18 protein-coding genes and 2 pseudogenes are annotated in these 25,053 nt (G+C 65.8%); 9 read left to right on the top strand and 11 right to left on the bottom strand.

From position 1 onward, the window contains the following. Window positions 1-81: 81 nt before the first annotated feature. From atpB to BLS55_RS01645, 5 genes are all read right to left on the bottom strand, one after another. A complete protein-coding gene (gene atpB / locus BLS55_RS01625) occupies window positions 82-786 on the bottom strand; it encodes a F0F1 ATP synthase subunit A (RefSeq protein ID WP_092152617.1) in 705 nt (234 codons plus the stop codon). Window positions 787-922: 136 nt separating this feature from the next. After that, window positions 923-1,342: an ATP synthase subunit I gene (locus BLS55_RS01630; protein ID WP_257243090.1), complete on the bottom strand. Its 420-nt coding sequence runs from the start codon at window positions 1,340-1,342 to the stop codon at window positions 923-925. Next, a complete protein-coding gene (locus BLS55_RS12225) occupies window positions 1,326-1,925 on the bottom strand; it encodes an AtpZ/AtpI family protein (RefSeq protein WP_257243091.1) in 600 nt (199 codons plus the stop codon). Before BLS55_RS12225 ends, BLS55_RS01630 begins: the two co-directional genes overlap by 17 nt. A gap of 313 nt (window positions 1,926-2,238) precedes the next feature. Next, window positions 2,239-3,729 carry a class I SAM-dependent RNA methyltransferase gene (locus BLS55_RS01640; protein ID WP_092152619.1) on the bottom strand — a complete coding sequence of 497 codons (1,491 nt, stop codon included), beginning with the start codon at window positions 3,727-3,729 and terminating at the stop codon, window positions 2,239-2,241. After that, on the bottom strand, window positions 3,726-4,985 hold the full coding sequence (locus BLS55_RS01645) for an MFS transporter (protein ID WP_092152620.1): 1,260 nt from the start codon (window positions 4,983-4,985) through the stop codon (window positions 3,726-3,728). The genes BLS55_RS01640 and BLS55_RS01645 overlap by 4 nt, the downstream gene beginning before the upstream one ends. Before the next feature lie 212 nt (window positions 4,986-5,197). Here BLS55_RS01645 and flhB point away from each other — a divergent pair, with 212 nt between their 5' ends. Further along, entirely contained in the window at window positions 5,198-6,286 is a 1,089-nt protein-coding gene (gene flhB / locus BLS55_RS01650; RefSeq protein WP_092152621.1) for a flagellar biosynthesis protein FlhB, read from the top strand. Window positions 6,287-6,329: 43 nt separating this feature from the next. After that, window positions 6,330-8,432 (top strand): flagellar biosynthesis protein FlhA, encoded by a 2,103-nt coding sequence (gene flhA / locus BLS55_RS01655; protein ID WP_092152622.1) that lies wholly within the window; start codon window positions 6,330-6,332, stop codon window positions 8,430-8,432. 330 nt (window positions 8,433-8,762) lie between these two features. On the opposite strand, the gene BLS55_RS01660 is transcribed toward flhA, so the two are convergent. From BLS55_RS01660 to BLS55_RS12165, 3 genes and pseudogenes are all read right to left on the bottom strand, one after another. Further along, entirely contained in the window at window positions 8,763-8,960 is a 198-nt protein-coding gene (locus BLS55_RS01660; RefSeq protein ID WP_092152623.1) for a hypothetical protein, read from the bottom strand. 86 nt (window positions 8,961-9,046) lie between these two features. Beyond that, window positions 9,047-9,343, bottom strand: a pseudogene (locus tag BLS55_RS12160) (flagellin); the annotation flags it as partial. Window positions 9,344-9,895: 552 nt separating this feature from the next. After that, window positions 9,896-10,456 (bottom strand): annotated as a pseudogene (locus tag BLS55_RS12165) (flagellin); the annotation flags it as partial. Between the two features lie 235 nt (window positions 10,457-10,691). Here BLS55_RS12165 and gdhA point away from each other — a divergent pair. Next, window positions 10,692-12,041, top strand: a complete 1,350-nt coding sequence (gene gdhA / locus BLS55_RS01670) for an NADP-specific glutamate dehydrogenase (RefSeq protein WP_092152625.1) — start codon at window positions 10,692-10,694, stop codon at window positions 12,039-12,041. A 192-nt stretch (window positions 12,042-12,233) separates the two neighbouring features. Here gdhA and BLS55_RS01675 read toward each other — a convergent pair whose 3' ends face one another. Both BLS55_RS01675 and BLS55_RS01680 read right to left on the bottom strand, forming a co-directional pair. Continuing rightward, the gene (locus BLS55_RS01675) at window positions 12,234-14,342 is read right to left on the bottom strand and encodes a methyl-accepting chemotaxis protein (RefSeq protein ID WP_092152626.1); all 2,109 of its coding nucleotides are present in this window, start codon (window positions 14,340-14,342) and stop codon (window positions 12,234-12,236) included. Window positions 14,343-14,734: 392 nt separating this feature from the next. Next, the gene (locus BLS55_RS01680; protein WP_257243092.1) at window positions 14,735-16,336 is read right to left on the bottom strand and encodes an aldehyde dehydrogenase family protein; all 1,602 of its coding nucleotides are present in this window, start codon (window positions 16,334-16,336) and stop codon (window positions 14,735-14,737) included. A gap of 369 nt (window positions 16,337-16,705) precedes the next feature. Between BLS55_RS01680 and BLS55_RS01685 the strand changes: the two genes are divergently transcribed. From BLS55_RS01685 to BLS55_RS01710, 6 genes are all read left to right on the top strand, one after another. Beyond that, window positions 16,706-17,233 (top strand): YchJ family protein, encoded by a 528-nt coding sequence (locus BLS55_RS01685; protein WP_257243093.1) that lies wholly within the window; start codon window positions 16,706-16,708, stop codon window positions 17,231-17,233. Continuing rightward, window positions 17,230-17,577 carry a hypothetical protein gene (locus BLS55_RS01690; RefSeq protein WP_257243094.1) on the top strand — a complete coding sequence of 116 codons (348 nt, stop codon included), beginning with the start codon at window positions 17,230-17,232 and terminating at the stop codon, window positions 17,575-17,577. Before BLS55_RS01685 ends, BLS55_RS01690 begins: the two co-directional genes overlap by 4 nt. Before the next feature lie 50 nt (window positions 17,578-17,627). Continuing rightward, on the top strand, window positions 17,628-18,968 hold the full coding sequence (locus BLS55_RS01695; protein WP_092152630.1) for a glucose-6-phosphate isomerase: 1,341 nt from the start codon (window positions 17,628-17,630) through the stop codon (window positions 18,966-18,968). Window positions 18,969-19,266: 298 nt separating this feature from the next. Further along, complete coding sequence (locus BLS55_RS01700; protein WP_092152631.1) at window positions 19,267-20,769, top strand: sensor histidine kinase; 1,503 nt, start codon at window positions 19,267-19,269, stop codon at window positions 20,767-20,769. Continuing rightward, entirely contained in the window at window positions 20,769-22,148 is a 1,380-nt protein-coding gene (locus BLS55_RS01705) for a sigma-54-dependent transcriptional regulator (protein ID WP_092152632.1), read from the top strand. The genes BLS55_RS01700 and BLS55_RS01705 overlap by 1 nt, the downstream gene beginning before the upstream one ends. 672 nt (window positions 22,149-22,820) lie before the next feature. Next, entirely contained in the window at window positions 22,821-23,534 is a 714-nt protein-coding gene (locus BLS55_RS01710) for an FCD domain-containing protein (RefSeq protein WP_257243095.1), read from the top strand. Between the two features lie 114 nt (window positions 23,535-23,648). On the opposite strand, the gene BLS55_RS01715 is transcribed toward BLS55_RS01710, so the two are convergent. After that, on the bottom strand, window positions 23,649-25,049 hold the full coding sequence (locus BLS55_RS01715; RefSeq protein ID WP_092152634.1) for an oligosaccharide flippase family protein: 1,401 nt from the start codon (window positions 25,047-25,049) through the stop codon (window positions 23,649-23,651). Between the last annotated feature and the right edge of the window lie 4 nt (window positions 25,050-25,053).

Genomic DNA, 25,053 nt, shown 5'->3' on the forward strand with positions numbered 1-25,053 from the left:
GTTGGGTCGTAATGACCATTCCCGGCAGATTCAGGCCGCCAAGGCGGCGCGGCGGCCCCTTTTGCGGGGGCCGCAAGGCTCCTAGTGTTCGGGGGCTTCCAGAGCGCCCTTGATGTAGAACATGGTCAGCATAAAGAACACAAAGGCCTGCATGAGCTCGCCCAGCAGGAACAGCGCATAGGTGGGCAGGGTGCCCAGGATGGGCGCCATGACAAAGAAGAGAATCAGCACGATTTCCTCGCCCCGCAGGTTGCCGAAAAGACGGAGGGAGAGAGAGATGGGCCGGGAAAGGTGCGAAACGATTTCCAGCGGAAGCATGAGCGGAATGAGAAACTTGGAAGGCCCGGTAAAGTGATGGATGTAGTGGGCTTTCCAGCGGATGAGGCCCACGGCGTTGTAGAACACCAGCACAAAAAGGGCCATACATACAGTGGTGTTGAGGTTGGCCGTGGGCGAGTCAAAGCCCGGCACCAGGCCGATAAGGTTCATGGAGAGGATGTAGATGAACATGCCCACGAGCAGGCCCACATATTTGCGGCCGTTTTCGCCCATGGTATAGATGATGAATTCCTCCAGGCTGTTGACCAGAGCTTCAAAAAAGTTCTGCAGCCCGCCGGGCACCAGGGTCAGGCGGCGGCGCATGATCCAGGCCAGGGTAAAAAGAATGGCCATACAGACCCAGGAATAGAAGACGTGCTTGAATTCCACCACCTGCCCGCCGAGGGTGACGTTGTCCAGACCCACAAACGTGGAGAGCAGTACCGGATGCGGCAAACCACCTGCCATGAGCCATGCCTCCTGTGCCTAGGCGCTGTGCGCCGGTTGCTGTGTGGCCCTGAGGGCCGTTCCCCAGATCAAACGAAAAATCTTTGTGCGGGAGCCGTGGGGCCGTTCCGCGAAAAAAAACTTGTCCGCGCCGCGTTCAGCGGGCCGGGCCCTGGGCGCGGGCGGCCAGAGCGTAGCTGATCAGGGCGCAGGCACAAGCCGCGGCCATGCCGCCCAGCAGGGCCAGGGGAGGTGCGGCCCCGTACACCAGCGCGGCATACAGAATTGCGGCCACCACGGCCAGCCGCCCCAGCCAGCGCACGATGACGATGCGCAGAAAGGCCGTGCTGTAATCGCCCAGGCCGCGACGCAGAAAAAACCGCGCCAAGCACCAGAACGTCCAGGCCATGACGGCCAGCCCGACCCCGAACCAGAAAACCCAGGGGGTGACGGAAAAGAGCAGCCCCCCGCCCAGCAGCGCCAGCGCCGTGAGCAAAATTTCGTTGCGCAACAGGGCTCGCACGGCCGGGTGATCTATGCCGCGCCGCCATAACCAGGCGTCAATGCCGTGGAACATCCGTTGCACCCTGTTCATCCTGCCCGGCATGCGCCGGTTGCCGTTGCGCCGCGGTGCGGCCGCCTTCCGCGTTGCGCTGCGTCAGGCCGTCCTGCTCTGCAGCCGCCTGGCGCACACCCTTAGGGCCCGCAGCCGTTGGGGCGGCGTCCGTCGGGCTCGCAGCCGCCAAGTCCACGCCTGTCTGCTCCGCAGCCGCCTGGCGCACCCCCGCCGGACTTGCAGCCTTGGGGGTCGCGGGTTTGGAGTTCGCAGCCTTGGGGGCCGCCTTCGCCTGGGGCCCTTGCGCTTTCGTCGCCCCTGCCGCAGGGGGCTGGCCCACAGCGGCCCGGCGCGCGGCGTCCTGGGCCTCAATTTTACGCAGCAGGGCGCGCGTATCGCGGTAAACGTTCAAAAAGCCCGCGCCGATGCCCACCACCAGAAAAATCAGTTTGCACCAGGGGCTGGTGCCCAGCCAGCGGTCAAGCCCGTAGCCGATGGCAAAGCCCACTGCCGGACCGCTTACCAGGTGCAGGCCAATGACCCCCGTGTTGGCCATGGCCTCCAGGCCGCTCTGCTGTTGCTTGAGAAAATCCTTAAACCACATGCGGCCTCCGGACGCGCCCGGCGGAACCACCGTGTACGCCCAACGCTGTTCAAATTATCACAGGCTTCTTGGCGCGTCAATGACTTTGGCCGGAAAAGCCCGCCATCCTTCCCGCATTTTTTTGTGGGCGGGCGCCAAGGCGGCGGGGTCTGCGGTTTCCCATTTTTGTCGTCTGCGCGTTGCCCTGGCCGTCATGCCGGCCGTCGTTGCGCCCGCTGCCCCGACCATCTGTTATCCGCTGCTCCGCCCGGCTCCCCGCCCGGCGTTCCGGCCAACGTTCCGGCCGGCCCCGGCGTGCGCCGTCTCCGCGGCGTCAGGGGCGCTGCCACAGGGCCAGGCATTCCACATGCGGCGTGTGGGGAAAAAGGTCCACGGCCGCCAGGCGCGCCAGGCGATAGTGGGGCTGCAGGGCCGCCGCGTCCCGCGCCAGGGTGGCGGCATTGCAGGAAATGTAGAGGATGCGCCGGGGCCGCAGGCGCAGCAGGGTCGTCAGCGCCGCCGGGGCCAGACCGGCCCGGGGCGGGTCCGCCAGCACTGCATCCGGCGCAATGTCCAGGGCCTGCGTCAGGCGCGCCGCATCCCCGGCCGCATAGCGGCAATGGGCCGCGCCCAAGCGGGCGGCGTTCTCCCGCGCCAGGGCCACGGCGCGCGGGTCCAGCTCCAGCCCGTACAGCCGGGAGAAGGCCGGGGCCAGTAACAGGCCCGGCGCGCCCACGCCGCAATAAAGGTCCAGCAGCTCTTCCCCGCCGTTGGGCAGCATCTCCTGCGCCGTGCGGGCCAGCAGCTGCGCCGCGCCCGTGTTGACCTGAAAGAACGAGGCCGCGTCCAGCGCAAAAAAGCGCCCCAGCAGGGGCAGATGGAGCCGGGCCGCCTCCGGCCGGGAACGGCCCGCTGCGTCCAGAACCTCCACCCGCCGTTCGCCCGCGGCAAAGGCGTCGGCGCTGGCGCGCTCTTCATGCACAAAGGCCGCCAGCTGGGGAAAGGCCGCCAGCAGCTCCCGCCCCAGGGCGCGCACGGCCGCTCGCGCCCTGGCGTCGCCGGGGCTGGTCAGGCAGAGCGCCCACCAGCGCGGGGTGCGCAGATCCGCCGCCAGGCCGCGCCGCAGGGTCAGAAAGCGCCAGAAGCCTTCGCCGGAAGCCTCCGCCCGGCGCGGGCGGCCTTTGCGGCCTGCGGGGCGCGCGTCCGCCGTGCGGGCCATTCCCTGGCCGCCGCGCTGTTCCGGCGCGATCCAGGCTTTGAGGCCGTTCGCGCGCGCCTGTTCCCGGACCAGCGCCTGCGTCAGATCCGCCATGCGCAGGGCTTCGGGCGGCAGCAGGGCACAGCCGGGCACGGGCGTCACCCGGCGGCCGCCGCGTTCCCGCAGGCCCAGCAGGGGCAGGCCCGCGGCGTCCGGGCCAAAGGCAAATTCCATCTTGTTGCGAAAGCGCGTCAGGGCGGGCGAGGGGGCCACGGGCCCCAGCAGGGCCTCCAGCGCGGCGCGGTCCAGACCGCCCACGCGCGTCAGGGCGTCCAGGGCCAGGGTACGCTTCCAGGTCAGCTGGCGTTCCATAGGCATGGCCTGCAAGGGGCAGCCGCCGCAGATTTCGCGGTGCGGGCAGAGGGGCGGCGCGGCGTCCGGGGCCTCGCGCAGCACCGCCGTGCAGGCGGCTTCCCAGAAGCGGGGGCGGCGGCGCAGCACGCGGGCGCGCACCCGCTGTCCCGGCAGGCCGCCGGCCACAAAGACCACGGCGCTGCCTTCCAGGCGGGCCACGCCCCGGCCATCGTGGCTCAGGCCGTGGATATCCAGGGTCAGGTCGTCGCTCATGCGTCGTCCGCCGATCCGGATTTGCGTGCGGCGTGCCGGTAGTGGGCCAGGCTTTCCGCCGCATCGTCCTCGCGCAGGAAGAGGCTCAGCAGCAGGGCCGCGGCCAGCGCGCCCATAAAGACGACGTCCGCCGCGGCGTAGCCGCCGGTGAAGTCGTGGGCGTAGCCCATGATGGGGTAGCCGGCGCAGCGCAGAATGATGAAGATGGATACGAACTTGTAGGAGGGCAGAAAGTTTTCGCTGCCGAAGTAGTAGGAGACCGCGGCGGGCAGCACTGTCCACAGGCCGCCGATGCAGGCCCCGAAGACCACGCTGAACACGGCGAGGTTGAGGATGGTGTGGGGCAGAAAGCCCATGCCCATGCTGGCGAGGCAGGTGAGCATGACCAGGCGCGAAGCCGCGAGCGGGGTGAGCCGGTCGCAGATCCAGCCCCAGAGGTATTTGCCCAGGGCCGCGAACAGGGCGGCGGCGCAGGCCAGAAGCATGGCGGGGTAGGGGGCCAGGCCCAGGTCGGCGAAGCGGGGCTTCATCTGGCTCATGACGGCGGATCCCACCATGAGGGCCAGGCCGAAGGCCAGGCCCATGCAGTAGGCCTTGGGCGCGTGCAGCATGGCGTGGAAGGAGGTGTCCGGCGCGAGGCGTTTTTTGGGCAGGCGCGGTTCGTGGCGGCGTCCGTCGGGGTGCAGGCGCATGTCCTTTGGCGTATCGCGCACCAGGAACCAGGAGAGGGGAGCCAGCAGGCAGGTGAGCAGCCCCAGGACAAGGTAGGCCGTGGCCACGCTGCAGGCGTTGATCAGGGCCATGCTGACCAGGGGTAGGATGACGCCGGAAAGGGAGGTGCCCGCATTGGCGATGCCGAAGGCCCGGCCCCGGTAGTGGTGGAACCAGTTGCTCACCAGGGCGTTGCCCACCACGCCGCCGCAGACCTGGGTGGAAACCCAGGCCACGGTAAAGAGCAAGGTGAACAGGGGCAGGCTTGCGGCGTGCCCCAGCAGGATGGTGGCCAGCCCGCCGGTAAGGGCCCCGGCGGCCATGAGCCGCCGCAGGGAGTGGCGGGCGCAGAGCCCGGCCGCCAGGGGCATGGCTATCTGCCCGGCCAGGGTGGCCAGGGCCATGCCCACGTTGAGTTCCGCCCTGGTCCAGCCGTTGAGGGCGCAGAGGGGTTCCATAAAGGCGTTCATACAATAGAGCACCGTGCCCTGGAGCATGAAATTGCCGCTCATGGACAGCAGGCTGATTTTCCAACCGTAGAACACGCGAGCCTCCTGCACGCCGGGGAGGGCGGATCCGACAATTTTTTGAAAACGGAGTTGTGTTGCTGAACATAGCCCCAAAGGGGGCGGCGCTCAAGCCCGCAAGGGGGCGGCGTGGCGCGGACCGGCACGGGCTGTGGGCATGCTTTTTGCTAGTCCGTGGCCGGAGCGGCGCGCCCTTGGCGCGACGGCGGTGGGCAAGAAGGAGCAGGCGCATGTTCGGCACGCAGAAAGACCCCAGCAGAACGGAAGAAGCCACCCCCAAACGGCGCAATAAAAACCGGGAGGAAGGCAACGTTCCCAAATCGGCGGAGCTTGGCAAGGCCGTGAGCCTTACCGCGGGGGTGCTGAGCCTGTATGCGCTGATGGGGCCCATGGCCGAAAGGATCAAGGCGCTGTACCGGCATTTTCTGATCCATTCCTGGGAATTCGACCCCACGCCGGAAAACGTCTACAGCCTGAGCCTGGACCTGATGGCGGAGATCGCCAGACTTCTTCTGCCCGTGCTGCTGCCCCTGGCCCTGTGCGCCCTGGCGGCGCAGCGCCTGCAGGTGGGCAAGCTCTGGAGCACCAAGGTCTTCAAACCCAAGCTCCAGCGCTTCAACCTGGTCAAGGGCCTGCAGCAGATGTTTCTTTCGCCCCAGACCCTGCTGCGCACGCTCAAAAGCCTGATGTTTTCCCTGATCCTTACGCTCATTCCCGGTTATGTGCTCTATGCGGAGTACGAGAACTTCCTGCCCATGTACTACGCCACCAGCGAAGGCGTGGCCGCCTACATGCTGCAGATGGCCATGAAGCTCACTTGGTATGCGCTGCTGCCCATCCTGACCATTGCCGCCTTTGACGTCTGGCAGACGCGCTACGCCTACAACGAGGGCATGAAGATGACCAAGGATGAAGTGAAGGACGAGCGCAAGCAGGCCGAAGGCGATCCGGTCATCAAGGGGCAGCAGCGCAAGAAGATGATGGCCGTCATGTCCAAGCGCATGCTCCAGAGCGTGCCCAAGGCCGACGTGGTGGTGACCAACCCCACGCACATCGCGGTGGCCCTGCGCTACAATACGGCCGAGGCCCCGGCCCCGGTGGTGCTGGCCAAAGGCGCGGACCACCTTGCGGAAAAAATTAAGGAAATCGCCAGAGAGAACCGCATCCCCATCCGGGAGAACGTGCCCTTGGCACGGGCCTTGTATAGCTCTACGGAAGTGGGGGACATGATCCCCGAAGATCTGTACAAGGCCGTGGCCGCGGTGCTGGCCAGCATCTGGAAGCTCAAGCCCCGCGCGGCCCGCAGCGGTTCCATGTAAGTCCGGCGCAAGCCCGTCCGGCCCACATTGAGGTGTCAGAATAATGGCGACAGCGACCCTTCCTCAGATCGATTACAGCCGCTTTTCCAAGCACGGCGAAGTGGCCCTGGCCGCCGGCGTGGTCATCATCCTCTTTGTCATGCTGGTGCCGCTGCCCACGTTTTTTCTGGACATCATGCTCTGCGTAAGCATCTCCATCTCGCTGCTGGTGCTTATTACCACCATGTTCATGACCTCGCCGCTGGAGTTCACCATCTTCCCCTCCCTGTTGCTGGTGACGACCCTGCTGCGGCTTTCGCTCAACGTGGCCTCCACCCGGCTTATTCTGCTCAACGGCAACATGGGGGCCAGCGCGGCGGGCGAGGTCATCCGCGCCTTCGGGCAGTTTGTGGTGGGCGGCAGTTATGTGGTGGGCGCGGTTATCTTTCTTATTCTCTTTATCCTCAACAAAGTGGTCATTACCGCGGGCACCACGCGCATCGCCGAAGTGGCCGCGCGTTTCACCCTGGACGCCATGCCCGGCAAACAGATGGCCATTGAGGCCGACCTCAACGCCGGGCTTATCGACGAGCAGGAGGCCAACGCCCGCCGGGCCGCCATGCGCAAGGAGGCCGACTTCTACGGCGCCATGGACGGCGCGTGCAAATTCGTCTCCGGCGACGTCAACGCCGGCATGTTCATCACCCTGGTCAACATTGTGGGCGGCATTATTATCGGCATGGTCCAGAAGGACATGGATTGGAACACCGCCCTGACCACCTACTCCCTGCTGACCATCGGCGACGGCCTGGTGAGCACCATTCCTTCCATCGTCACTTCCACGGGCACGGGCCTGCTGGTTTCGCGCGCGGCCTCCGAGGCCCGCATGGGCGAGGAATTTCTGGCCCAGCTCACCTTCAACGCCAGGGCCCTCAAGCTGGTTTCCGGCGTGCTGCTGCTTTTTGCCCTGGTGCCGGGCCTGCCCACAATACCTTTTCTTATCCTCTCCGCGCTCATTTTCAGCGTCTCCCGCCTGAGCGCCAAGCGCGAGGACGCCCAGGACGCCGCCGCTAAAACCAAGGCCAAAGCCAAGGCCAAGGGCTCCGGCGCCGCTGAGACCCCGGAGGAGGTCCAGGCCCTGCTGCCGCTGGACATTCTGGAGCTGGAAGTGGGCTACGGCCTTATTCCCCTGGTGGACGAGGAGCAGAGCGGCAACCTTTTGGCGCGCATCCGCTCCATCCGGCGGCAGTTTGCGCTGGACATGGGCGTGGTCATTCCCTCCCTGCATCTGCGCGACAACCTTCAGCTCAAGCCGGGGCAGTACGCCCTGCTCATCAAGGGCAACCAGGTGGCTTCGGCCGAAATTCTGGTGGACCACTTCCTGGCCATGGACCCCGGCAACGTGACCACCAAGATCAGCGGCATCGAAACCCGCGAGCCGGCCTTCAACCTGCCCGCCCTCTGGATACCCGGCAGCCAGCGCGAGGAAGCCATGCTGGCGGGCTATACGGTGGTGGATCCGGCCACGGTCATCGCCACCCACCTTACCGAGGTGTTCAAGCGGCATTTGTCCGACTTCCTGGATCGCCAGGCCGTGCAGGGCCTGCTGGACACCTTGGCCAAGCACGCGCCCAAGGCCGTGGAGGACCTGGTGCCCAACGTCCTGCCCCTGGGCACGGTGCAGAAGGTGCTGCAGCTTCTGGTGCGGGAAAACGTCGGCATCCGCGATATGCTCACCATTGTGGAAACCCTGGCGGACTTCGGCCCCGGCGTCAAAAACGCCGACATGCTTACGGAGTATGTGCGCGAGCGGCTTGCCCGCTCCATCGTGCGGCCTTACCTGGACAGCCAGGGCGCGCTGCCCGTGCTTACCCTGGCCGCCAACGCCGAACGCATGGTGCAGGAGGGCGTGCGCCACGCCGACAACGGCGCGAGCTTCCTTTCCCTCAACCCGGCCGCGGCCCAGCGCCTGGTGCAGAACATTAATGCGGCGGCGGAGAACGCCGTCAATACGGACGGCCAGCCCGCCCTGCTGGTCAACCCGGTCATCCGGCCGCACTTGGCCCAGCTGGTGACGCGCTTTCTGCCCAATGTGCCGGTGATCTCCCAGGCGGAAATTCCGCAGGACATCCGGCTGCAGTCCGTGGGTGTGGTGGCGGCGGAATAGCGGGCCGCGGCCGCGCGCCCAAGGGGGCGGAACGTTGCCTGTGACGGCGGCGTTCCGCCCCCTTGGTTTTCAGGCCGGGCCTGTGCGCATTGCGTGCCGGGGGCGTCTGCGCGCGCCGATGGGGTTTCCCCGTGAAGCGGGGGGGGGCGGGCAGGCCGAGTCCAAAGCGGCCGGTGTTTTTCGGCGGCGCGCAGAGGGGAGGTGGGATTTGGCCTGGTATGTAGCCGGGGCGTGCCGCCGCTGGCGTTGGGCCGGTGCAGCTGCGCTGTGGAGGCGCCAAAAGAGGCGGCCGTGCCGGAGCAGACCGCCGTGTGGGCGGGGAGATGCGGCTTACAGCTCCGCCAGCAGGGCCAGAACCCGGCGCGGGTCCAGCCCTTGGTGTACGGAGAGAGCCTCGGCTGGGCTTGTGTCCACAGCCGTTTCCACAGATTTCAGCGTTTCCTGGGCTTCTGTGTCTGTAAGCGGCGTGGGCGCGTTGAGGGCAATTACGTCGTTCGTCCGAGAGGGGGCGGTCTGGGGATGCGCCATGGCAGCACCAGCGGCGGGGCATGTGGGGCTGTATGGCAGCCCAGATGTCAGACCTTCAGTGGTGTGGATCATGGAAGGTTCCTTATTCAGCCGCCGATGAGCTGCATGGCTATTTGGGGCAGAGCGTTGGCTTGCGCCAGCATGGCCGCGGCTGATTGGGTGAGGATTTGCTGGTGGACAAAGGCGGTCATTTCCGTGCCCACGTCCACATCCGAAATGTGCGACTCCGCAGCTTGCAGATTTTCTGCCTGGATGTTCAGGTTGGTGATGGTGTTTTCCAATCGGTTCTGCACTGCGCCCAATCGCGCGCGGATTTGGTCCTTAGAGGCGAGCGCCGTGTCGATCCGTTCCAGTGCAACCTGGGCCTGCGCCTGGGTTTTGATGGGGATAGGGTCATCCGCAGAAATAGCGTCCGGCATGAAGTCCCACTGGCCTTGCAGGCTGAACAAGCCGCTGCCTACGGACAGGACAACCAGGTCTTCCGTGACTGGATCAATGGTCAGGTACTCGTCCAGCATGCCGGAGCCGTTGCCGTCGCCGGAGTAACCGAACCGCATCCCGGAAATGGTAAAGTCATTGTAAGGAGGCGTGGCGTTGTAAGGAATGTTGCCCCCCACGCCGTTGAGGCCTGAGGCGTCATAGGCGGCCCCGGTTTCAAAGCCGTTGCTTTCAGTCAGCACGAGGCTGTCGGCGGCGGCAGCGCTGCCGACGCCCGCGCTGCCCCAATCGCCGCCGCCTAGCGCCGTGCCGGCCAGATGGCGGCCGGATCGGGTGAATATCTGCAAGGTGTCGTTGGCTCCGTGGTCGTAGAGGTGCAGCTGGATGTTCTGCGTGCCGGCGGGGATAACGGCAAAGGAGACGATGCCGGAAGGGAAGGCGGCCATGCTCGCGCCGTTCTCCATCTGCTGTGAGATCAAGGGCACCGTGTCGGAACGCCCCAGGCCGAGTCCGCCGATGGTGGCTGAAGGAAGCTGAAGGTAGTAGTAGTCTTCGGCGGAGCTGTTGCCCGTGCCGAAGTGGATTTTCACGGCCCCGGACGCGCTCAGGCCCGATCCGTCGTGGGGGCTGGAAAGCGAACCGTCCAGGAGGTGGATGCCGTTGAAATCTGTGGCCTTGGCAATGCGGTTTATTTCCGCAGCCATGGTTTGATATTCCGAGTCGATCAAAAGCCGCTGTGTGGCATCATAGGTGCCGGTGGCCGCCTGTTCCGCAAGCTCTTTCATCCGGATCAGCTTTTCGTCAATAACGTCCAGTGCGCCGTCAGCTGTCTGGATCATGGAAACGGCGTCGTTGGCGTTTCTGGCCCCTTGCTGCAGCGTGGCAATGTCGGCCCGCTGCAGCTCCCGGATAGCGAGGCCTGCGGCGTCGTCGGCCGCGGCGTTGACCCGCAGGCCTGTAGAGAGGCACTGGGCGGACTGGCCAAGCCGTGCGTAGTGGGCATTGAGGTTGCGCGCCGTGTTTGCCGCCATCATGTTGTGGTTGATCACTAGGCTCATGTGCCCTCCTTGACCATTTGATACAACTATTCACAAACCGTACCAATTTACAGGTATAGGCTTTTCGCAAGGTCTTGGCGGATCTGCGTCATAAAAATGGCGGCGTTCTGGGCCGCCCCGTCGCGCGGCGGGAAAAATCTTGTCAGACGGCGGGAACTTGGATAGAAAGTAGCCGCTTCCATGCGGATGGAAGTTTTTTTGTGCAATCCTTAATCCCCCCTGACAGGAGAGCGAAATGGCCTATGTGCAGCGCGTGATGCGCGGACTGGAGGAGAAGTACGCTTACGAGCCGGAGTTTCTGCAGGCTGCCCGCAATGTTCTGGAGACCTTGCAGCCCCTTCTGGAGCAGAACAAAAAGTACGAACAGAATAAGATTCTGGAGCGGATTGTAGAGCCGGAACGGATTATTTCCTTCCGGGTGCAATGGGTGGACGATCAGGGTCAGGTGCAGGTCAATAAAGGCTACCGGGTTCAGTTCAATTCCGCCATCGGCCCGTACAAGGGCGGCCTGCGGTTTCACCCCAGCGTGAACCAGGGCATTCTCAAATTTCTGGGGTTTGAGCAGATCCTTAAAAATTCTCTGACCGGTCTTGCCATCGGCGGCGCCAAGGGCGGTTCGGATTTTGACCCCAAGGGCAAGTCTGAAATGGAAGCCATGCGCTTCTGCCAGGCCTTTATGACCGAGCTTTGCCGGCACATCGGCCCCACCGTGGACGTGCCCGCCGGCGACATCGGCGTGGGCGGCCGCGAAATCGGCTACCTTTTCGGCCAGTACAAGCGCCTGACCCAACGCTATGAAGGCATACTGACGGGCAAGAACCTGCTCTTTGGCGGATCCCTGGCCAGGGTGGAAGCCACGGGCTACGGGGCCGTCTATTTTGCCCAGAGCATGCTCGAAGCCACGGGCGAGAGCCTGGAAGGCAAAATCTGCGCCGTTTCCGGGGCCGGCAACGTGGCCACCTACTGCTGCGAAAAGCTGCTGCAGGTGGGGGCCCGGCCCGTGACCGTATCCGACTCGCGCGGCATGATCCACGACCCGGACGGTATTGACGTGGCCCTGCTCAAACAGGTGAAGGAAGTTGAGCGCGCTTCCCTGGCCCGCTACGCGGAGCTCAAGCGCGGGGCCAGGCATATTCCCGCAGCCGAATATCCCAAGGGCCGCAACGCGGTCTGGTCCGTGCCCTGCGAAGCCGCCTTCCCCTGCGCCACGCAGAACGAGCTGAACCTGGAGGACGCCAAAACCCTGCTGGCCAACGGTTGCCGCTGCGTGGTGGAAGGGGCCAACATGCCCTCCACCATGGAGGCCGCGCACGCCTTCCTCAAGGCCGGCATCCACTACGGTCCGGCCAAGGCCGCCAATGCCGGCGGCGTGGCCATCAGTCAGCTGGAAATGGCCCAGAACGCCAGCATGCAGAGCTGGAGCTTTGATGTGGTGGACGGCAAGCTGCTGCAGATCATGCAGGGCATCCACCGCAACGCCGCCGCCACCGCCCAGGAGTTCGGCGCGCCCGGCAACCTGGTGCTGGGGGCCAACATCGCCGGGTTCCGCAAGGTGGCCGACGCCATGATCGCCCAGGGGGTGTAGCCTGGGCGGGCCCGCGCCGGGGCCGCCTTTGGGGCGCTTGCCCCGGCGTTTATCCGCGCTTGCGCCTTTGCGGCGGGCGTCTGCCTGCGCAGCCGTCGGCGCTTTTCAAGGGTAAAATATCCCATAACGGCCAAACGCCGCCGGAAGTCTGGCTTCCGGCGGCGTTTGGCTTTTGCGGCGCGGGGCGCATCCTCATGCGGCGGGCTGGCCCTGCTTTTCCAGGTCGGCAATCAGGTCTTGCAGGGCGCGGGCCTGCTGCGCCAGCTCCGCCACGGCGCGCGTGGCCTGCTCCATGGCCTGGGCGGTTTCCGTGGAGGTGGCGGCCACCTGCTCCACGGAGCTGTTGATGCCCTCGCTGGCGGCCGATTGCTGTTCGCTGGCGGCGGCGATGGACTGGATGCGCTCATTGACCTGCGCCACCAGGGTCAGAATTTTTTGCAGCGAATCGCCGGACTGGACGGAGAGCTCCGTGGCGCTTTCAATGGCCGCGGCGGTGGTTTCCACATTGGCGATGTTTTTGCGGGCCCCTTCCTGGATGCCGCTGATGGCCCGGCCCACATCCTTGGTGGCGGTCATGGTTTTTTCCGCCAGTTTGCGCACTTCGTCGGCCACCACGGCGAAGCCGCGTCCGGCCTCGCCAGCGCGGGCGGCCTCAATGGCGGCGTTCAGGGCCAGCAGGTTGGTCTGGTCCGCAATGTCCGCAATGACCTGCATGACCTTGCCGATTTCTTCCGCCTGGCGGCCCAGCAGGGCCATGTCCTCCTTGACGGCCTGAGACTGCGTGCGCACGGTTTCTATGCCTTCCACAGCCCTGGAAACAACGCCCGCGCCTTCCAGGGCCTGGCTTTTGGCGGCGTCGGAGGCGGCGGCCGCTTCCTGTGCGTTGTGGGCTACGTCGCGCACGGTGGCGTTCATTTCCTCCATGCCCGCGGCCGCCTGGCCCAGGCGCTGCGAGGCCTCCGCCGCGCTGCGGCTGGAGTGGGAGATCTGCGCGGAAAGCTCCGTGGAGGCGGCGGAAATGGCGTTGATCACCTTTTCCAGCTGCCGGGCCGCGTCCAGCATGCCCTGGCGCTTGGCGTCGGCGGCCTGGCGGGCGGCTTCTTCCGCCCTGGCCGTGGCCTGCTCGGCCCGTTCCGTGGCCTCCACGGCGGCCTGAGTTTTTTGTTCGCCCTCGCGCAGCAGGGCTTTGATGTTGGTCGTCATTTTTTCCATGCCCTTGGCCAGAATGCCGCATTCGTCCCGGCGCTTGCCGGCTTTGTGCAGCAGGGCCAGCTCCGCGGGTTCGGCGTCCAGGCGGCCTGCGGAAACGGCGGTGGTAATGTGGGAAAGCCCGGCCAGGACGCGCGCCGTGCCGCGCGCCACTACCGTGATCATGCAGCCCACCACCAGCACGCAGCCCAGGGTCGCCAGGGCTATGCTCCACAGCATGCGCTGCACGGGCGCAAGGATCTCCGCCCGGTCCACTTCCACGCAGAGCAGCCAGCCCACTTCGGGCATGGGCGTGTGGAAGATCACCCGCTCCGCGCCCTGGGCCGTGGCGTAGGTAAGGCGGCCTTCCCCGGATCCGAGCATCCGGCGCACATGGGGGACGTCGCTTTCGTCGCGGCCGATGGCCTTGCTGTCCGGGTGCAGCACCAGCTTGCCCTTGGTTTCATAGGCGTAGACCAGGCCCTTGCCGCCCATTCTGACCTGACTGGTAATCTCTTTGGCCACGTTCAGGCTGTCCACGCCGATGAGCAGCACGGCCGCCGTCTTGCCGTCCTGTTTTATGGGGATGCTGAGGATGAGCATCATGCCGCCCGTGGTGTGGCTGAAGAGGTTTTCAAAGGCGGGTTCGCCCTGCAGGCCCTTGCGGAAGTAGGCGCGGGCGGAATAGTCGGCTCCCACGGTTTTGCTGGGCTTTGCGCTTCCGGAAAGGTGGTGGGCGATGACCGTGCCGTCGGCGGCCACCAGGCCGGCCAGGGCCACGTTTTGGTTGGCCGTGACAAAGGTGTTGAGCGCTTCGTCCGCCGCGTCGAACAGCTCCCCGCGCATGGCGGCGGGCCCCAGGGCCTTGTAGGACGTCAGATAGGTCTGGAGGCGGCGGTTGCCGCCCAGGGCCGCAAGGCCGCTGCGCAGGCCCTTGATTACGGCGGTCAGAGCCACACGCTGGCTGTGCAGCAGGGCCGCGCCGTCCTGCCAGACCTGCTCCTGCAGCGTCTTTTGCGAAACCCGGTAGCTGACGGCCGCCACCAGCAGCAGCCCCGCCATGGCAGGGAGGAGAATAAACAGCAGCATCTTGGTCTGCAGGCGCATGTTCATGGCATTGTCCTTTGCTGCGCAGCCCGACGCAACGCGACAGTAAATAGTAAAAAATTAAGTATCCTCAACTGTTGTCCGTGGTTCGGGGGGCGGCGGATCTGCCGCGGCGGCCCGAGGGGAGATTCGCGCCCCACGGCGTGAGCAGACCGCGCCGTAGATGCGTAAGCGCAATTTATTTGCGCTGTTAGGGGCCGAAACGCGCGTGCCGCAAACGTTGCGCGTGCCTATCCTCAAAGGATATCCGCTCTACAGGGAACAGTGTAATAATCGGTTATCCGCACAAGTTCTTAAGCCTTTGTGCATTTTTTTACATGCCGTAAAAAAACGCGACGCTGCGGGTGGCGCGGCGTCGCGTTGAGCGTCTGGCGGCGGGCAGCGCCGTCGCGTGGCCGCTAAAACAGAAAATCCGTGGAAAGAAAGTGCGAACGCCGCCGCCGCACGATGTCCGAAAGCAGTTCCTTGTTGCGGGGCGAGCCCTTGGCCGCCACCAGGGTGCGGATGGAAAAAGCCCGCAGAGCGTCGCTGACCGAAAGCGTGCCCTCGGCCGAATCCTTGCGGCCGGTAAAGGGGAAGGTGTCCGGCCCGCGCTGGCACTGGCTGTTGATGTTTACCCGGCAGACCTGGTTGACCATGGGATCGATAAGGTCGGCCACGGCCTCCGGGTCTGTGCCGAAAATGCTGGCCTGCTGGCCGTAGGGCGAGGCGATGACCGCCGCCGTGGCCTGGGTCACGTCCGTATAGGGCACCACGGGGATCACGGGGCCGAACTGCTCCACGTTGTGCAGGCGCATGCGCGCGGTGACGTCGGTCACCAGGGCGGGATAGTAGAGCGTGCGGTCGGCCTGGCCCCCGTGGGGATTGGCCACGCGCGCGCCCAGGGCCAGGGCTTCGTCCACCAGGCCGCGCAGCTCGTCCACCTTGCCGGGCACGGGCAGAGGCGTGATTTTGACGCCCGGCCTCCAGGGCGCGCCCATGGGCAGGGCGGCCACGGCCGCGCTGCAGCGGGCGAGGAATTCTTCCACCCGCGAGGCGTGCACATAAAATATCTTGAGCGCCGTGCAGCGTTGGCCGTTGAAGGTCAGCGCGCCGGTCACGGCCTCAGCCACGGTCAGCTCCATATCGGCGCAGGGCAGGACAATGGCCGCGTTTTTGGCGTCCAGGCCCAGCACGCAGCGCAGCCGGTGGGGCAGGGGGTGGTTGCGGCGCAGGGCGTCCGCCGCGCGGCTGGAGCCGATGAAGGCCAGCACGCTGATGCGCCCTGAGGACAAGGCCGGGATGGCCACCCGTCGGTCGCCGAACAGGATGTTGACCACGCCGGGAGGGAAGGCCTCGGCAAAGGCCTCCAGCAGCGGCGCGTAGAGCAGCTTGCCGATGCGCGGGGTCTTGACGATGACGGGGTTGCCCATGATCAGGGCGGGGATGAGGGTGGTGAAGGTTTCGTTGAGGGGGTAGTTGAAGGGCCCCATGCAGAGCACCGGGCCCAGGGGCGCACGGCGGATCTGGGCGTAGATGCCGTTCTCTATGACAAAGCGGGAGGAGGCCCGGTCCAGGTCTTTGAGGGCGTCCACCGTGGCGCGCAGGTAGGCCGTGGTGCGGTCGAATTCGGCCCGGCAGTCTTCCAGGGGCTTGCAGATCTCCCAGACCATGAGCCGCACCACCTGCTCGCGCACGGCTATCATGCGCCGGGCAAAGTCCTCCACATGGGCGATGCGGTCCTCCACCCGCATGGTGGGCCATACGCCCCGGCCATTGTCCCAGGCCCGCTCCACGGCGGCCACGGCCTCCAGGGATTCGGCCTCGGTAAGCACGGGGCAGCTGCCGATGGCGTAGGGCTCCCCGTCCACATAGAGGGGCGAGAGCACCTCCTGCACGGGCCCGCGCCACTCCCGCAGCTCGCCGCCGATGAGGTAGCGGCGTTCGTCCAGGCGCGGCTGGCGGCAACCTTCGGGAATGTCCCGGGCATCGGGGCTGCACTGATCCGGAAGCGCGGTCATGACCATAAGCCCTCCTGAAAAGGCGCAATGCGCCTTTTGTGAATTTTTTTTCAGGATACGAGGGGGGCGGGCCCGCGTCAACGTGCGGGGCCTGCCGGGGCCCACGTCCTGCGCGGCCACATCCACGGTGCGCTTGAGGGTCGTATTCGTACCAGGATTGCAGTATGTGCGCTCCCTGCGGAAGCGTTGCCATTTTGCTGCGATTTTTACATCACGCATATGTGCAAGTCAATTTTGGGCGCAAAAAATTCGTGCCATCGGTTTGTTCAGCGCGCCGCAAACGCGCCCCGCCCCTGCGCCGCGCTTGCCGCCCGAAGACGCATGGGCTATGGTTTTGCAACGCCCACGGGCGAAAAACAAGGCGGAGATATGACTGAGGGATGGATGAACGGAGCCTGCCCTTGCGGCAGCGGCAAAGCCCTGGACCAGTGCTGCGGCCCGTATCTGGAGGGTGCGGCCTGGCCGGAGGATGCGGAAAGCCTGATGCGCTCCCGCTACACGGCCTACGGCTGCGGTCGTTTTGACTGGCTGGTGGAAAGCACCCACCCGGACCACCGGGAGGGCGTGAGCGTGGAGGGGCTGGCCCAGTCCGCCGAGGGGGTGCGCTGGCTGCGCCTGGACGTGAAGGACGTGCGCACAAACGTGCCCTCCGAAGACAGCGCCCAGCCGCACGACGAAGTGGATTTTTACGCCTATTACGAGCTGGAGGGCGTGCCCCGGCAGCTGGCCGAGCGCAGCGCGTTCAGCCGCAAGGACGGCAAACTGTACTATGCGGGGGGCGTGTCCCTGCGGCCGGCCGGCTATCGCCGGGCAGAGGCCAAGGTGGGGCGCAACGATCCCTGCCCCTGCGGCAGCGGCAAAAAGTATAAAAAATGCTGCGGAGCGGCCGCCTCTTGAGCGCCGGGGCAACCTACCCGCGCAACCCCAGGCTGGCCGTGCGGCGCTTCTGCCTGATCTGCCAGGGCGACGCGCCTTCGGCCGTGCGCGCCTGCGCGGACGCGGCCTGCGCCCTGTGGCCTTGGCGGCTCTCTGAGGCCCCCAAGGAGCCGGAGGCCGCCCGCGCCGCCTTGCGGGCTGTGCGGCGGCAGTGCCTGGCCTGCGCCGGGAGCCGGGCCGAGGTGCGCACCTGCGCCGCGCGGGAGGCCTGCCCCCTGTGGCACTGGCGCTTCGGCGTGCGGCCGCAGACCTATAGGGCCGTGCGGCGGCGCTTTTTTGCTCCCAAACCCTTGCGGCTGCTGTGACCAGCCGGACGGCGCAGGGCCCCACGCCCGTTGCGCCGGAGGAGGTTGCCATGTCCCATCTGCTCGAATGGTCCAGGGCCTACGCCCATCGGCTCAACCCCGTGGACGCCGCGCCCCTGGCGGCCCGCGCGCCGGAGCTGGCCCGCCGTTTGGCCGTGGAGACCGCCGCCGGGCGGCTGCCTTTTCTGAATATGCCCTATCGGGCCGCCCTGGAAGCGGAGATGGCCCCCCTTTTGCCGCACATCAAAGGCTACCGGCACATGCTGCTGCTGGGCATCGGCGGTTCGGCCCTGGGCGCGCGCGCCATGCAGCAGGCCTTTGCCCCTGCTCAGGACGGCCCCGGCTGTCAGGGCCCCTGGCTTTGGATAGCCGACAACGTCTGCGCCGAGCGTTTCGAGGCCCTGCTGGGCGGCCTGCGGCCCGAGGAGACGGTGGTGGTCTGCGTGAGCAAATCCGGCGGGACCATTGAAACCGTATCCCAGTACCTGCTGGTGCGGGACTGGCTCAAGGCCTCCCTGGGCGACGCCTGGCGGGACCAGATGATCCTGGTTACGGACGCCCGCAAGGGCTATCTGCGGGAGGAAGCGCAAAAATACGCGCTGGCCTCTCTGGAGGTGCCGGACTACCTGGGCGGGCGCTATTCCGCCCTTTCGGCCGTGGGGCTGCTGCCCGCCGCCTTTCTGGGCATTGACTGGCAGGCCCTGCTGGACGGCGCTGCCGCCGTGGCCGCGCCCTTGCTGGAGCGGCCGGCAGACCTGGCGGCGCACCCTTCCTTTGCCCTGGCCTGCTGGGCCAAGGCCCTGGAAGACGCGGGCTACGACCAGCTCATCTTTTTTTGTTACATCCCCCAGTGGGCCGCCTATGGGGACTGGTTCGCCCAGCTCTGGGCCGAAAGCCTGGGCAAGGAGGGGCAGGGCAGCCAGCCCGTGCCCGCCACGGGCGTCACGGACCAGCACTCCATCAATCAGATGTTTCTGAACGGCCCGCGCAACAAGGCCTGCCTGTTCCTCACCTGCCGGGATCAGGCCCAGGGGCGCGCCTTCGGCATGGACGTGCCGGAAAAGTGGGCCTGGCTGCGGGCCAAGCCCTTCGGCAGCCTGCTGGAGGCCGAAGCCCTTGGCACGCGCATGGCCCTGGCCAAGAACGGCGTACCCCTGGTGCATGTGGAAATGCACGACAGCGGCCCCCGCGCCGCCGGTTCCCTTATGCTGCTGCTGGAGGCCGCCACCCTGTTCACCGGCTGGCTCATGGGCGTGAACCCCCTGGACCAGCCCGCCGTGGAGCTGGGCAAACGCCTGGCCAACGCCCGCCTGGGCGCGCCCGGCTACCCGGAGGAAGAAGCGGACCTGGCGGCCTATCTGGCCGTGCCCCGGCAGGAACAGGACTTCTGAGAAGGCCTGGCCGGAAGGAAGCGGGGGTCTCAGCAACGCAAGGCCCCCGCAAGGGAGCGCAGGGGAGCGGCGTGCCGTTGCTGCGCGCCTTTGCTGCGCGCCTTTGCACAGGCAGCCGCAGCGTTTGCCCCGCCCGCGCCGTGCGGCAAGGCCGCGTTTGCGCCGCGGCGGCGATCTGCGGCCCGCGCGGCGGCCGCAGCCTTGCCCCCGCGCCGTGCGGACGGACCGTTTCTGCCGCGATGGCCGGGCCAGCATACGCCTGCCCGCGTGCCGGGCTAACCGACAACCCCATAACCCCATGTTCAGACATAAAAAAACGGCAGCGCCAGAGGCGGAACAAGCAGGGGGCAAGGGCAACGCGCCCGCAGCAGATGCGGAAAGCGCCCTGCCGGGCTACGCCCGCACCCTTTCCTGGCTTTCGCTGGGCGTCATTCTGCTGACCAGCCTGGGGCTTTCGTTTTTCATTTCCAATTCGGCGCGGGAAACCCTGCTTACCCGGCAGCAGGAGTTTGCCCGGCTGCTGGGTGAGAATCTGAACAGCCAGATCTTCCGGCGCTTTGCCCTGCCCACCATTTTTGCCTACGGGCGCATTGCCCTGCGCCAGCCGGAGCAGTACGAGCGGCTGGACCAGGTGGTGCAGTCCGTCATCCACGGTCTGCCGGTGGAACGGCTGCGGATTTACGATTTTTCCCGCGTGGTGGCCTATTCCACCCGCAAGGAGGACGTGGGCCGGGCCGGGCTTTCGCCGCCCTATCTGGACGAGATCCTGCAAGGGGGCGCGCCGCGTTCGGAGATTCTCTCCACCATCCCGGCCTGGCAGGCCCCCTTCCGTCTGCCCCTGGAGGAGGGCACCTTTGTGCTGCGGGTGCTTTATCCCCTGCGGGGCGAGAGCCTGCGCCCCGGCGAAACCCCGCCGGTCATGGGCGCGCTGGAACTGACCCAGGACATTACAGGCGACTACGAGCAGGTGCTGACCTTCCAGGGCATCATTGTGGTCATGTGCCTCATGTCTTCGGTAGTCATGTTTGCCTTGCTGCTCATGCTTATCCACCGCTCCGAGCGGGTGCTGGCCGCGCGCATGCACAAAAACCGCATGCTGGAAAACGAGCTCCACAGCAACGAGCGCCTGGTGAGCATGGGGCGGGTGGTGGCCAGCATTGCCCATGAGATCCGCAACCCCCTGGGCATCATCCGCTCCAGCGCGGAGCTCTTGCAGCGCCGCACGGACAAGGCGGACGCGGGCACGCGGCGCATCCTGGGGGCTATTTATGACGAGGCCGTGCGCCTTTCCCAGACCGTCAACGACTTTCTGGACTACGCCCGCCCCCGCCAGCCCAAACAGGATATGGTGGACGTGGCCCTGGTGCTGGACCAGGTGTTGGCCTTTCTGGAAGGGGAAATGGGCCGACGCGGCGTGAGCGTGGAGCGCCAGTGCGCGCCCGGCCTGTTTGTGCGCGGGGACAAGGATTTGCTGTACCGGGCGTTTTACAATATCCTGGTCAACGGGCAGCAGGCTATGGAGGGCCCCGGCACGGTGCGCATCAGCGGCCGCGCGGACCAGAACGGCCGCGTCTGCCTGGAATTTCTGGATTCCGGCCCGGGGTTCGACCCCGCCACCTTGCCCAACCTTCTGGATCCCTTCTTTACGACCAAGGACGGCGGCACCGGGCTGGGGCTGCCCATTGTGCAGTCCATCATCACCAGCCACGGCGGGTCAATAGCGCTGGAAAACGGCCCCGAAGGCGGCGCGCTGGTGCGCGTGCTGCTGCCGGCGGCCGACGCGGCGCACGGGAAGGCATAATGAGCGAAAAAGCGCATATTCTGGTCATTGACGACGAAAAAAACTATCTGCTGGTGCTCCAGACCCTGCTGGAGGACGAAGGCTACACGGTGACGGCCATCAACGACCCGGAAACGGCCCTGGCCTTTCTGGAAGAAAGCGAAGTGGACGCCGTGGTCACGGATATGAAGATGCCTAAGGTCTCCGGCCGTCAGGTGCTGGAGCGGGTGAAAAAAACCTGGCCTTACATCCCGGTGCTGATCATGACGGCCTTCGGCTCCATTGAGAGCGCCGTGGAGGTCATGAAGTACGGGGCCTTTGACTACATCACCAAGCCCTTTTCCAACGACGAGCTTTTGCTCTCCATCCACAACGCCGTGGAGCTTTCCCGCGCCCACCGCCAGTACCGTCTGCTGCAGGAGGCCATGGAAGACCGCTACGGCGTGCACAAGATTGTGGGCCGCAGCAAGGCCATCCGCGACGTGCTGCTTATGGTGGAGCGCGCCGCGCCCAGCCGCTCCACGGTGCTCATCACCGGCGAATCGGGCACGGGCAAGGAGCTGGTGGCCCGCGCCATCCACTATACCAGCCCGCGCAAGGACAAGCCCTTTGTTTCCGTTAACTGCATGGCCCTCAACCCCGGCGTGCTGGAAAGCGAACTCTTCGGGCACGAGAAAGGATCCTTCACCGGGGCCGTGGCCCTGCGCCGGGGCCGTTTTGAACAGGCCGACGGCGGCACGCTTTTCCTGGACGAAATCGCCGAGCTGACCCCGGACCTCCAGGTCAAGCTGCTGCGCGTTCTGCAGGAGCGCCGCTTTGAGCGCGTGGGCGGCGGCGAGGAAATTGAGGTGGATATCCGCGTGGTGGCCGCCACCAACAAGGATCTGGCCGCCCTGGTGGAGAAGGGCACGTTCCGCGACGACCTCTACTACCGGCTCAACGTGGTGCAGATTCCCCTGCCGCCCCTGCGGGAACGGCGGGAGGACATCCCCCTGCTGGTGGCCCACTTTGTGGAAAAGGTCTGCACGGAAAACAGCATGCCGCCCAAAACCTTCAGCACCGAGGCCCTCAACTACATGACCGGTTACGAGTGGCCGGGCAACATCCGCCAACTGGAAAACGTGGTGGAAAGCTGCCTTGTTCTGGTGCCCGGCAACGTCATCCAGGTGGATAACCTGCCGGCGGAAATCCGCGACGAGGAATCCCAGTTCAAAAGCGCCGTGGACCTTCTGCCCGTGCAGCTGGACCTGGCCGACACCCTGGAAAAAATCGAGGCCGCGCTCATCCGCCGCGCTCTGGTGCGGGCCGATCTGGTGCAGGTCAAGGCTGCGGAATTTCTGGGCATCTCCAAAAGTTTGCTTCAGTATAAGTTGAAAAAATACGGCATTACAGGGCATTAGGGCATTTCAACTTTGAAATGCCCTGGCGGCTACGTGAGCAGGCGTCCGCCGTGGAGGCGCAAGCACAATTTATTTGTGCGGTTAAGCGCCGCAGCGAGCGCGTCGTAATCTTTGAGAATGCCTGTTCTTAAAGGTAATTTGCCCTGGAGGCAGAGCGTCAACCCGTTGCTCTCCCCCTGCGTTGGGGATTGGTTAGAGCCAGGTTCAGGGAAAGCGCGTCCTACACCGTCCCCCCTTGCGTTGGGAACTGGGCGCGCGCAAAGGGCGCTGGGCATGCGTCGGGCCGTAGTGCCGACCTGGCGTGTGGCCAGGTTGCGGGGCGCGGGGCAGCGTGCGCCGCGGCCTCTTTACAGACCTAGGGTTTTGGTATAGGTTGAACAACCAATCTAAATCTCGCCAGTGTCTTCCCGTGGGTTGCAGTGCGCCGTCAAGGGCGGTATCCCAGTTTGCAGGTCTGCGCGGCAGACCGCGCCGCTTCGCTGTTCCGCAGCGAGGGTGCAGCCGCATGAGGCCGGGACCGCACGGCGGGCCGCCCCCTGGGCGTACCCTTGGGCGGGAGATTTGCAGAAAAGAGGTTCCGCAATGGTCAGCACCAACAGCAAGAGCGGCCGCGCGCCGGCCGTCCGGGGCCGCAGGCGCAGCATCCAGCGGCCGCGTGTGCATACGGAAGTTTTGTCCTGCCTTCTGGAGGACATCCAGTCCGGGGTTTACGCCGTGGGGCAGAATCTGCCTTCGGAACGGGAGCTCATGGACGAATTCGGCGTGGGGCGGCCCGCCGTGCGCGAGGCCCTGGCGGCTTTGGCGCGCATGGGGCTTATTGAGGTTTCGCCTGGCCTCAGGGCGCGGGTCTGCCGCCTTACACTGCAGCCCTTGCTGCGGGAAATGCGCGCCACGCTGGACATCTACTCCAGTTCGGCCGAAGGCTGGCAGCAACTGCACGACGTGCGGCTGTTTTTTGAGACTGCGGTGGTGCGGCACATGGCCCGTACCGTCACGGACGAGCAGCTGGCGAGCCTGCAAAACCTGCTGGAAAACCAGCGCAAACTCCTGGACGCCTCGGAAATCCGGGCCTTTGCGGAGGCGGACATCGATTTCCACCGCTACTTGGTGGAATGCGTGGGCAACAGCTTCCTGGGCCTGCTGGCCGACGGCTTTGCCGGCTGGCTTATCACGCCGCTCTACGCCTCCATGCAGGTGCGGCGGCAGAGCGAGCGCTCCTACCGGGCGCATCTGGCGGTTTTTGAAGCCCTGAAAAAACGCGATCCGGATCTGGCCGAGGGGGCCCTGCGCACCCATCTGGAGGAAATGCGCGGCATCTATCAGGTGGACGTGATGGCTGCGCCCGAAAAAACGGACGCGGCCTGCGAGGACAGCGCGACAAAATAGCGCGGCGCAGTTGCGACGCATCTGGACGGGAGCGGGCGGAGCCATCTGCCCGCTCCTTTTGCGTTTTGCGGCGGAGCGCCTTCCACGGGCTGGCGGGCGATGGTACGCTGTGGCTTACGCTTTTTCAAAGGGCGGGGGAGGGCGCCAGCGCCAGAACAGGGCCAGGAGGGGGATAAGGCCGGCCAGTTCCGCCAGTTCGCGCGGGGCCACGCGGCCGCAGGCCCACCACAGGGCCGCGCTGCACAGGGCCGCGCCCAGCAGCATGGCCCACTGGCCCAGGCGCATGGGCCGGGCGGTCCACTGAAAATAGCCCACGGTGAGCAGGGCCACCCAGATCTTGGTGATGGTCAGGGAAAGGGCCGCGCCTTCCAGGGGCATGCGGGGGATGAGCACAAAACAGCAGATAAGGTTGCAGATCAGGCCGCTGACGTAGAAGGCCAGGAGCAGGCGATGGCGACGCATGCCGATCATGGCGTAGGCGGCCAGGTTGTGCAGAAAGGCCGTGGCCAGGCAGGGGGTGAGCAGGCGCTGGGCTGTGACGGCGCTCTGGTAGTTGGGGCCGTAGATAAGGGGCAGGAAGCGGTCGCTTTCCACGCAGATGAGGAAGATGATGGGCAGAGAGGCGGCCCAGAGGGTGCGGGCGGTCTGCCCGGCCAGTTGCCTGAAGGCGGCTTTATCCTGCGCCCAGTAGCGGGCCAGAAGGGGAAAGATGACCTTGCCCAGCAGCGCGCTGGAGACCAGCACGGAAAGGCCCTCCACGGTTTCCCAGGCCACGCCGTAGCCGCCCACGTCGGCGTTGCCGCCGTATTGCTTGAGAAAAATGACGTTGATTTTATTGTAGAACATGGCGCAGGCGGCCATGCAGGTAAAGACCAGGCCGTTCTTCATCTGGCGGGCCAGGTCGCGCATGCCGTTGAGGCCCACGCCAGCCAGGGGGTTGCGGCGCAGGGCCACGAGGGCGAAGATGATGAAGAACAGGGATTCCAACGGCTTGTAAAGGGCAATGAGCAGGGGCGAGGCGTTCAGCAGCACGCAGCCGATGCCGAAGCCGATGCCCACCAGGGAGGCTGGCACGCGGATGCGCATTTCCACATCCTGGCGGCCGCGCGCCTGGCAGAGGGCGAAGAAGGAATCGCTCACGCCGTCCAGGCCCAGGCCCAGGGCGATGCAAAGGACCACCAGGCGCAGTTCCGGCGTATAGTGCTGCCAGCCCGTCACCAGCCAAGTGACCCCCAGGGCGGCCAGCAGAACCACCAGCTTGAGCCAGGTGACTTCGCCCAGCAGGGCGCGGGGGTGCCCTTCGCGCCGGGCGAAGGTGGAGAGCAGAAAGTCGTTGAGGCCCACGTCGGCCACGGTTTTGACCAGATACCCGTAAGTCAGGGCCAGCACAATCTGCCCCAGCACGTCGGGGCTGTGCCGGGCCAGGAGGATGGTGAAGGCGGTCCAGGCCAGGTCGCGCGTCCATTGCGCGCCCAGGATGTAGCCCAGCCTGCGGGGGATGCTCTTAAGCTTCATGAAT

Origin of the sequence: Desulfovibrio legallii, from assembly GCF_900102485.1 — a bacterium.
GTDB classification, from domain to species: Bacteria; Desulfobacterota; Desulfovibrionia; order Desulfovibrionales; family Desulfovibrionaceae; genus Desulfovibrio; species Desulfovibrio legallii_A.